The 9226-nt window shown below is 59.9% G+C and carries 9 protein-coding genes; 4 read left to right on the forward strand and 5 right to left on the reverse strand.

What is annotated here, in order from left to right:
• Window positions 1-99: 99 nt before the first annotated feature.
• Entirely contained in the window at window positions 100-405 is a 306-nt protein-coding gene (locus M0D66_RS37640) for a single-stranded DNA-binding protein (protein ID WP_054043526.1), read from the reverse strand.
• Window positions 406-555: 150 nt separating this feature from the next.
• Window positions 556-1464, reverse strand: a complete 909-nt coding sequence (locus M0D66_RS37645; RefSeq protein WP_266212926.1) for a LysR family transcriptional regulator — start codon at window positions 1462-1464, stop codon at window positions 556-558.
• 152 nt (window positions 1465-1616) lie between these two features.
• Between M0D66_RS37645 and M0D66_RS37650 the strand changes: the two genes are divergently transcribed.
• The 3 genes from M0D66_RS37650 (at window position 1617) to M0D66_RS37660 (ending at window position 4039) form a co-directional block, all read left to right on the forward strand.
• Window positions 1617-2360, forward strand: a complete 744-nt coding sequence (locus tag M0D66_RS37650) for an SDR family oxidoreductase (RefSeq protein WP_266212927.1) — start codon at window positions 1617-1619, stop codon at window positions 2358-2360.
• A 79-nt stretch (window positions 2361-2439) separates the two neighbouring features.
• A complete protein-coding gene (locus tag M0D66_RS37655) occupies window positions 2440-3336 on the forward strand; it encodes an SDR family oxidoreductase (protein ID WP_266212928.1) in 897 nt (298 codons plus the stop codon).
• Between the two features lie 202 nt (window positions 3337-3538).
• A complete protein-coding gene (locus M0D66_RS37660) occupies window positions 3539-4039 on the forward strand; it encodes a hypothetical protein (RefSeq protein ID WP_266212929.1) in 501 nt (166 codons plus the stop codon).
• Here the strand turns inward: M0D66_RS37660 and M0D66_RS37665 are convergent.
• The 3 genes from M0D66_RS37665 to M0D66_RS37675 form a co-directional block, all read right to left on the reverse strand.
• Window positions 4036-5061: an aldo/keto reductase gene (locus M0D66_RS37665; RefSeq protein ID WP_054043530.1), complete on the reverse strand. Its 1026-nt coding sequence runs from the start codon at window positions 5059-5061 to the stop codon at window positions 4036-4038. The two genes, M0D66_RS37660 and M0D66_RS37665, sit on opposite strands and share 4 nt — an antisense overlap.
• A 39-nt stretch (window positions 5062-5100) precedes the next feature.
• On the reverse strand, window positions 5101-6831 hold the full coding sequence (locus M0D66_RS37670; RefSeq protein ID WP_266212930.1) for a tetratricopeptide repeat-containing glycosyltransferase family protein: 1731 nt from the start codon (window positions 6829-6831) through the stop codon (window positions 5101-5103).
• A 330-nt stretch (window positions 6832-7161) separates the two neighbouring features.
• On the reverse strand, window positions 7162-7710 hold the full coding sequence (locus M0D66_RS37675) for a DUF4142 domain-containing protein (RefSeq protein WP_266212931.1): 549 nt from the start codon (window positions 7708-7710) through the stop codon (window positions 7162-7164).
• A 402-nt stretch (window positions 7711-8112) separates the two neighbouring features.
• Here M0D66_RS37675 and M0D66_RS37680 point away from each other — a divergent pair, with 402 nt between their 5' ends.
• Window positions 8113-9093: a chemotaxis protein gene (locus M0D66_RS37680; protein ID WP_093647809.1), complete on the forward strand. Its 981-nt coding sequence runs from the start codon at window positions 8113-8115 to the stop codon at window positions 9091-9093.
• Window positions 9094-9226 lie beyond the last annotated feature (133 nt).

Genomic DNA, 9226 nt, shown 5'->3' on the forward strand with positions numbered 1-9226 from the left:
CCGCACAGGGGCAACGCTAATAGACCACTAACAATTCAAGGAAAGGCCAAAGCCCTCAGAACACGGCCAAATGCCGCCGCAAAAGGCAAAAACCAACCATTACCCTTCTCGCAAATACCCCACAAGCACCTTATGCGCAACCATATCCACAGCAGGCTTAATCAACCCATTCTTGTCGGTCCAAACCTTCGGCGTCAACGCACCACTCAACGCAACGCTATCCGCGTCACCCAGCGCAAGCAATGCAGTCTGCACCTCATCATCAAACGCAATCACGTTAACGAAAATCGTATCGCCATCATTGGTGGTCGCCCGGACCTTGCAGGTCACAAAGCGCTTACCATTCTGCCCCGTGCGGATCTGCGCCTCGCCGTATAAGCGCCCGCCCACCAGTCCATCGATCATCGTCCTGCTCCTGTTATTCCGTACCGTGCAAAAAGCAATATCGCCCAGCACTGCACGTATGATCCCACGATACGCAGCGCGGCTTACGCAAAAGCACGAACTGCTCGCGCCATATGACAATCGCCGCGCGCCTGCGCTGAACTCACACGCTTACCGTGAACCCGTCTGCGCACCCGCCGCCTCGAAAATATCCCGCAGCCATTGCGCAAACACCCGCACCCGCGACGACAACTGGCGATTCTGCGGATACAGCACCGAAACCGGCATCGGCGGCGGCGGGAATTCCGCGAGAATGATCTTCAGCCGCCCTGACGCGAGTTCACTCATCACGCGGTATTGCGGCACTTGCACGATGCCAAGCCCGGCCACCGCCGAACCTGTGTAGAGATCGGCACCCGTCACAGATATCGTCGACGGCAGGTACGTGGCCGTATCGCGCCCGTCAATTCTGAATTCGAGCGGCACCGGCTTGCCCGTCGCGCTGGATAGATAATTCACCGCGCGATGCGTGGACAAAGCCGACGGATCGGCCGGCTCGCCGTACGCTTCCAGATAAGCCGGACTCGCCACCGTCACTTGCGGCAATTGCGCCACGCGTCGCCCCACCATCGACGAATCCTGCAGATTGCCCGCCCGCAACACGCAATCGATCCCCTCCCGCACCAAGTCGACCAGCCGGTCGTCCTCGCCGATCGTCAGTTCGATGTCGGGAAATCGCTCGAGAAACGCCGGCAGCGCCGGCACGACAAAGTGCCGGGCCAGCGTGCCCTGCAAATTCACACGCAACAGGCCCTTCGGCGCGATGTTGGAAAACGAACCCTCCGCCTCCTCCATATCGGCGATCAGCCGCACGCAGCGGCGGTAATACGCCTCGCCGTCGTGCGTGAGGCGGACGGAGCGCGTGGTGCGCTCGAGAAGCCGCGCGCCGAGCCGCTGCTCCATGCGCTTCATCAGGTTGGTGACGGTGGCGCGCGGAATCTGCAGATCATCCGAAGCACGCGTGAAGCTTTGCCGCTCGGCGATCCGGATGAACACCCGCATTTCCTCGAAACGATCCATGGTTGATGCCTTTGCCGGACTGGAGATCCGGCTGCCCGTCGGCCAATTATTAAAGCAAATGGAATGATGATGGCAAGTCTAACCCGATTATCTCAGCGACGAAAGCGACCATGATTCACCTCACCAACCCACCAGACAGAAGGAAACGAATCATGAACACGATCAAAAACGCTCAAGTCGCCATCGTTACTGGCGCATCCCGCGGCATCGGCGCAGCAGTTGCGCAACGCCTCGCCAAGGACGGCTTTGCAGTTGCCGTGAACTACGCATCGAGCTCGACGGAAGCCGATGCGCTGGTCGCGGAACTCACAGCGGCAGGCACCAAAGCCATCGCCGTGAAGGCCGACGTTGCGAACGCCGACGACGTGCGTCGCATGTTCGAAATCACCGAACAACAACTCGGCAAAGTGGACGTGCTGGTCAACAACGCCGGCGTGCTGAAGACGCTGCCGCTCGCCGACACCAGCGACGCGCTGTACGACCAGACCTTCGGCATCAACGTGCGCGGCACCTTCAACACGCTGCGCGAAGCGGCCGCACGGATGAACAACGGCGGACGCATCGTCAACTTCTCGAGCACGACGCTGGCGCTGAACATGCCGGGCTACGCGATCTACAACGGCACCAAGGCCGCCGTCGAAGCCTTCACGCATGTGTTCGCCAAGGAATTGCGCGGCCGCGACATCACCGTCAACGCGGTGGCGCCGGGCCCGATCGCGACCTCGCTGTTCCTCGACGGCAAGACCGAAGAACAGATCCAGACCTTCGCCAAAATGCCGCCGCTGCAACGCCTCGGCCAGCCGGACGACATCGCCTCGGTCGTGTCTTTCCTCGTCGGTCCGGATGCAGGTTGGGTCAATGGCCAGATCCTGCGCGCCAACGGCGGCGTGGCTTAACCGAGCTTGAAAACACGCAAAGAGCCTCTCTCACGGCACCTTTAAAAGTCATATCACTTTCACGACTCGGAGCAGAAAAATGCAGAAGAACGTCATTTTGGTTACGGGCGCGGGTACGGGCATCGGCAAGCTCACCGCGCAATCCCTGGCCGAAGCCGGCCATATCGTCTACGCGACGATGCGCGATATCGAAGGACGCAACAAGCCGCGCGCCGATGAAATTCGAGTGCTCGCCCAGGCGAAGGACATCCAGTTGCATCCGCTCGAACTCGATGTGTTGTCGCAAGAATCCGCCGATGCCGCCGCCGCGACGATCATTCGCGAGCAAGGACGGCTCGACGTGGTGATGCAGAACGCGGGCCATCTGGTGGTCGGTCCGACCGAAGCGTTCACACCCGAAGAAATGGTGAAGGTGTTCGACACCAACCTGTTCGGCGCGCAGCGTGTCAACCGTGCAGTGCTGCCGTATCTGCGCCAGCAGGAAGCGGGCTTGATGTTGTGGATCAGCAGCACGACGACCAAGGGCGGTTTCCCTCCCTTCCTCGGACCCTACGGCGCCGCAAAGGCAGCGATGGATTCTTTGGCAGTCACCCTCGCCTACGAAATCGCGCGCTTCGGTATCGAGACCTCGATCGTGGTGCCGGGCGCGTTCACTCGCGGCACCGCACACTTTCCGAGCGCCGGCAAACCTGCCGATGCAGAGCGCGCCGCCGCGTATGCACGCTATGACGGCGTGATGGATCAGATCGGCGAGCGCCTGTCCGAACTCACACCGGACGACGCCGATCCGCAAGCCGTAGCCGATGAAATCGTGCGGATCGTCGCGTTGCCTTCGGGCGAGCGGCCGATGCGCTCGGTGATCGACTTCGTCGGCGACGGCGCGCGTGAAGTGCTCGAAGTCTCAGAGCGCGTGCGCATCGAGTTCGCCAAACGCATCGGTATGGGCGATCTGCTTGAAGCGAAGATCAAGCGGTAATCAGCGCATGACCGTGAGGGACGCCGAGGGTGATTGATAAACCTTTGCGTCCCACCGTTCCTTTTCCGCTTTGAACACACCGCTCATGAAACCCTCAATCCTGCTCGCCTGCGCCGTGCTGCTGCCATTTCTGATCGCCGCTTGCGATGCGCGACAACAAGCTCAGTCGCCGGACGCATCCGTCACCACGCGGAGTACAGCCATGAAACCCTCAGTGACTTATCTTCATCTGTTGAAGCACACGCCCTTCTTTACGAGCCTCACAACCGAACAATTGCGTTCGGTGATCGGCCATTCGCATGAATGGGAAGCGCAGCCCGGTACCGTGGTCGCGCAATGCGACGGCAGCGCGCACGACGGCGCTGCGAACGATCAAGGCATGTGGATTCTTCTGGACGGCGGCTGGCGTATCGAATATGGTCAACAGTCGTATCCGGCCGGTCATGCGAGTGCGGGCAAATGGTTTAGCGCGACTGTGACCGATCGGCCATGCAGCCTTGTCACGACCGAACACAGCTATGTGATGAAAATCGAACGCGCCGATTTTGACGTGATGCTCAAACAAGGTTTCGCGTTCGATCAACATCTCGATGCAGGGCGCCGCTATTACAGCGAACTGTTCGCCGCTCCGGCGAACTCGTCAAATAGCAGTCGAGCCGGAGCGGGTGATTACGCTGTGCAAACGCCGAGGAAGCGCGCTTAAACCGCCTTCGGATTGCGCTCCGTAAATCCTTCCTGGTGCCAGTACGGATACGCGGGACGTACAGCGCTCGCAGCGTCGAGTTTCGCCACCTGTTCGGGCGTCAGATTCCAACCCACCGCGCCGAGGTTCTGGCGCAACTGCTCTTCGTTACGCGCACCGATCAGCACCGTCGATACAGTCGGCCGCTGCAGTAGCCAGTTCAGCGCGATTTGCGGCACGGTCTTGCCGGTTTCGGCCGCAACCTCGTCGATTGCATCCAGCACGCGGAACAGGTACTCGTCCGGCACCGGCGGCCCCATGTCAGAGGTTTTATGCAGCCGGCTCGTTTCCGGCAACGGCTGGCCGCGCTTGATCTTGCCGGTGAGACGTCCCCAGCCGAGCGGACTCCACACCACCGCACCCACACCCTGATCGACGCCGAGCGGCATCAATTCCCACTCGTAATCGCGGCCGATCAGCGAGTAGTAAGTCTGATTCGCGACATAGCGCGGATAGCCGTAACGATCCGCGGTGTCCTGCGATTTCATCAGATGCCAGCCGGAGAAATTCGACACGCCGGTGTAGCGGATCTTGCCGGCGCGCACGAGATCGTCGAGCGTCGACATGACTTCGGCGACAGGCGTCTTCGCGTCGAAACCGTGTAACTGGAACAGGTCGATGTAGTCGGTTTGCAGACGCTTGAGCGCTGCGTCCACCGCCTGAATCAAATGAAAGCGCGACGAGCCGACATTGTTCGGACCGTCGTCGAAACGGAAAGTCGCTTTGGTCGAAATAATCGCTTTGTCGCGCTTGCCCTTGAGCGCTTCGCCGAGCACCGACTCGGAAGCGCCGCTCGAATAAATGTCGGCGCTGTCGAACATCGTAACGCCCGCATCGAAACAGATGTCGATCAGACGACGCGCTTCGGCGACGTCCGTGGCGCCCCACGCCTGGAAAAACTCACCCTTGCCGCCGAATGTGCCCGTACCGAAACTCAGTACCGGCACCTTTAAACCAGATGCACCCAAATGCCTGTATTCCATTGACGATTCTCCGTGTCGTAGCCATCGATAAACGGACGTTTAGTCTACGCGCGTCTCGGCAAACGTGCCGGCGAGCGCGGCCAGTGCATCACGCGCGTTTCGAATCACGCTGTCCCAATCGCCCAATGCCGGCTGCCGGAACAATTTCGCTTGCGCATACCAGGGCGTATCTGAGCGCTCCAGCATCCAGCGCCAGCAAGTGTCGAAACGATTCAGAATCCATACCGGCTTGTCTAGCGCGCCAGCCAGATGCGCGGTGGATGTGTCTACGGATATCACCAGGTCGAGGTTTGCCACCAGCGCGGCAGTGTCGGCAAAGTCATCGAGTTCTTCGGTGTAGTCAATGACGTTAGGGTGCGAATCGCTGTGTGGTAACTGAAGCGCAGACGGCCCCTTTTGCAAACTGAAGAACTGCACGTTCGGCACATCGAGAATCGGTGCTAGCCGCTCGAACGCAATCGAACGGCGTGCGTCGTTCTTGCGGAGTTCGGCGACATGCGGCCGGTTTCCGCCGGCCCACACGAGTCCGACTTTCAGGCGCCCTTCTGCTTGTGCAGCGATACGCTCGTGCCATTCACGCGTTGCTTGCGAGTCGGCGAACAGATAAGGCGTCTTTGACGGAATGCTCGCGAGATCGGTCTTGAATGCGAGCGGCAGACTCAGTAGTGGGCAGTGGCAATCGAACGGCGGCAGTGTCTGCCCCGCTTCGATCAATTGATCCACACCCTCAAGCGTGGACACTAGCCGCATCAACTCACCCGGCACTTCCAACACGACTTTTGCGCCGAGCTTCGACACCATGTCGGCATACCGGCAAAACTGCAGCGTGTCGCCGAGACCCTGCTCCGCGTGAAGCAAAATCGTTTTGCCGTCGATAGAAAAATCGCCCAGCCAAAGCGGTTGCGCAAAAGTGCGCGTGCCTGTTTTGATCCGACTACGCTCCCAACGCCATTCGTACTCTTTCCATCCCGCTTCTAGCTGCCCCAGTTGCAGCAGACACAACGACTGGTTCCAATGCGTCTCCGCAGCGGCGGGATTGACGGCCAATGCGCGTTCATAGCTCTGCAACGCTTGCGCGTGCTCACCGAGATCGACCTGAGTCAGACCAAGGTTGTTCCAGGCATCGGCAAATGCAGGTGCGAGTTCGAGCGCGCGCTGATAGCTTTGCTGCGCGTCGTCCGCCCGATTCATATCGCTGAGCGCATTGCCGCGATTGCTCCACGCGTCGGGATAGGTCGGCTGCAATGCGAGTGCGTGATCGCAGCTTGCGAGGGCATCGGCGGGACGGCCCAGATCGCGCAGCACGCAGGCGCGATTGTTCCAGGCTTGCGCGAAATCCGGTGTCAAGGCGATTGCGCGATCAAAGCTGCTGAGCGCTTCGAGCGGCAAGTTCAGGCCGGCTTGCGCGTTGCCGCGATTGTTCAGTGCGTCCGGGAATTTCGATTGCAATGCGAGCGCGCGGTTGGCGCTCGCGAGTGCTTCGTCGAAACGTTGCAGGGCATTGAGCGCATAGGCGAGATTCGAATGGATGGGCGCCTGTTTCGCATTGATGGCGAGCGCCTTTCTGAGGAGCTCGATGCCTTCCTGGAGGCGACCCGCCTGCAGCGCAAGTGAGCCCAACAATTGCAGCGCCTCGAAATGGCGTGGCTTGAGTTCGAGAATCTCACGATAGAGTTCTTCGGCCTCGGCGAATGCGCCGTTCTGCTGAAGCGCGACGGCTTGCCGAAGCATATGGTCCAACTGTTGCGGGAGATTGGCAGGCTTGCTCATGAGGTGAGCTTGAATTGAACGCGTGTGGAATCGGGAAACCGCTTTCAAGCTTCCTGAGTCGCGGTGGAAGCCACGCGAGTCAGGCCTGAAAGAACGAAGCCGATTATCGCCGAAAAGAACGCGTTTGGTCTGCTGTGTGCAAGCGGCTTTGAATGTGCGCGAGCGGGAGGGAGAACTGCTTGTTTTGGGGGCGGGTTTTTCAGGCGTCTCTTTTAGACGTGTTTTTAAGCGGCTTTCTATGCCGCGTTGCGGCGCGCGTCACGTCGCTACGTGACGCGCGCCTTGATGCCTGGACTGTGGCTGGTGTGACTGATGTGTCCGATGTCCGGCTTACTGGGCAGTCAGATGCTTACGCTTGGCGAGATCCTGAGCCATTGCGTAGTGCTCCTGGATGGTCGGCAGTGCCTTTTTCGCCGCGTCCTTCAACTGTTCGTCGCGGCCCGAAGCGATTTCCGCCTGGAAGGCCGACAGCGCTTTCTGTTCGCCGGCGAGCGCGACCTGCTCGATGTAGGTCTTGTCGAAGTCGGCGCCGCGCAGGTTATTGATGCTCGCGAGCACCGCCGGGTCCGGATCGTTCTTCGGCACGTCGACGCCACGCGGGCTAGCGGCGCGCAGCGCGTCGGATATTTTCGCGTTGTCGTTCGACACGCGCTCAGCGAATGCCTTCACGTCCCGGTCGGTTGAGCGCGAAGTGGCGATGCGTGCGGCGTCGCGTTGCGTGGCGACAGCCTTGGTGGCGTCGGTGATAAAGGTCTGGTCGGCGGCATGAATGCGAACTGCATCCGGCGCGGCCGCAGTCTGGGCACTGGCCGAGGTAGCGATAACCATAAGGCTGGCCATGCAGGCACTGGTGATGGCGGCGAGAGGCAAGCGGATCATACGTTCTCCTTGGAGTGGAAGCGAAACGACGGAGATGCGAGTGCGCCTTGGCCATGGCACGCGATTGCACTGAACCTTGCAAGTCGCTTTCGACTGGCTAACGGCGCCGCGCTCTTATCGCTGTGCATTCTAGGAGGCGCACTACCCAGCATGTGAAACCATGCTGTCGCTTCTGTAACGTTAGGTAACCTTCATACGAAATACCTGTTTTTGCTGTACAGCCATCGGCCTCTTCCTGCCCTGAATAGTGGCTTGGTGTAAACCAGAAAGCAGCGGCAAACCGCCTGAATTCACTGAACTTTCCTGCTGTTGCGCCGATAACAGAAAGGTAGGGCACGCGCCAGGGCCGAACGGACGGTATGCATGGCGCACCACTCGCACCGCAATCCCTGGAGAGATTCGATGGCAGTAGATCACCGCGCGAACGACGAACGCAGCAACCTGACGAGTTCCAATAAATTCGAGCTGTTGCTGTATCGGCTGGGTTCGGTCCCCGGCAGCGATGCGCATGAGCTTTACGGCATCAACGTTTTCAAGGTGCGTGAAATCTCGACGATGCCGCCGGTGACGCCGATTGCGGGTTCTTCGCCGTTCGTGATGGGCGCGGTGGACATTCGCGGCCAGATTATTCCCGTGATCGACTTGCCGCGCCTGATGGGCTGCGAGCCGACGCGCGGTTTGAACATTCTGCTGGTGACGGAATTCGCGCGTTCGACGCAGGCTTTTGCAGTCGAGGAAGTGGACGACATCGTGCGGCTCGAATGGAACCAGGTGCTCTCCGCGGAAGGCGCGGCCGGCGGTAATCTGGTGACGAGCATTGCACGTATCGACGGCAACACGGGCGATTCGCGGCTTGCCCAGGTGATCGACGTGGAGCAGGTGTTGCGCGACGTGTTTCCGTCACAGCATCCGAGCGTCGACCCGACCTCGGTGGGTGACGCGCTTGGCATCCGCCCTGGCGCGAAGATTCTCGCCGCTGACGATTCCGGGTTTGCGCGCAAGCTGATCGAGCAGGCGTTGAGCGCGATCGGCGCAGACTACGTGATGACCAAGACTGGCGAAGAGGCGTGGAATACGTTGCAGCAGATTGCGCGTGAAGCGCAGGCTAACGGCACGCGGGTGAAGGACAGTATTGCGCTGGTGTTGACTGATCTCGAGATGCCGGAGATGGACGGGTTCATGTTGACCCGTCAGATCAAGGCTGATGAGCGGACCCGGGATATTCCGGTGATTATTCATTCTTCTTTGACGGGTGCAGCCAACGAGGCGCATGTGAAGAATGCTGGGGCGAATGGGTATGTGGCTAAGTTTGCAGCCGGTGAACTGGCTAATGCTATTCGTAATGCGTTGGGGGCGCCTGCGGCGGAAGGGGTTGTTGTTTGAAGGTTTTCGGTTTTTTTGCCTTCGCGGCGCTTGTTGTTCGTGTTCTTAGGGCGTTGGCCTTTCCTTGTTCTGGCTTTCGTGCCTTTCCTTGCATTGTTAGTGGTCTATTAGCGTTGCCCCTGTGCGGGGCGGC

The sequence above is a fragment of the Paraburkholderia sp. SECH2 genome (assembly GCF_030464795.1).
Lineage (GTDB): Bacteria > Pseudomonadota > Gammaproteobacteria > Burkholderiales > Burkholderiaceae > Paraburkholderia > Paraburkholderia aspalathi.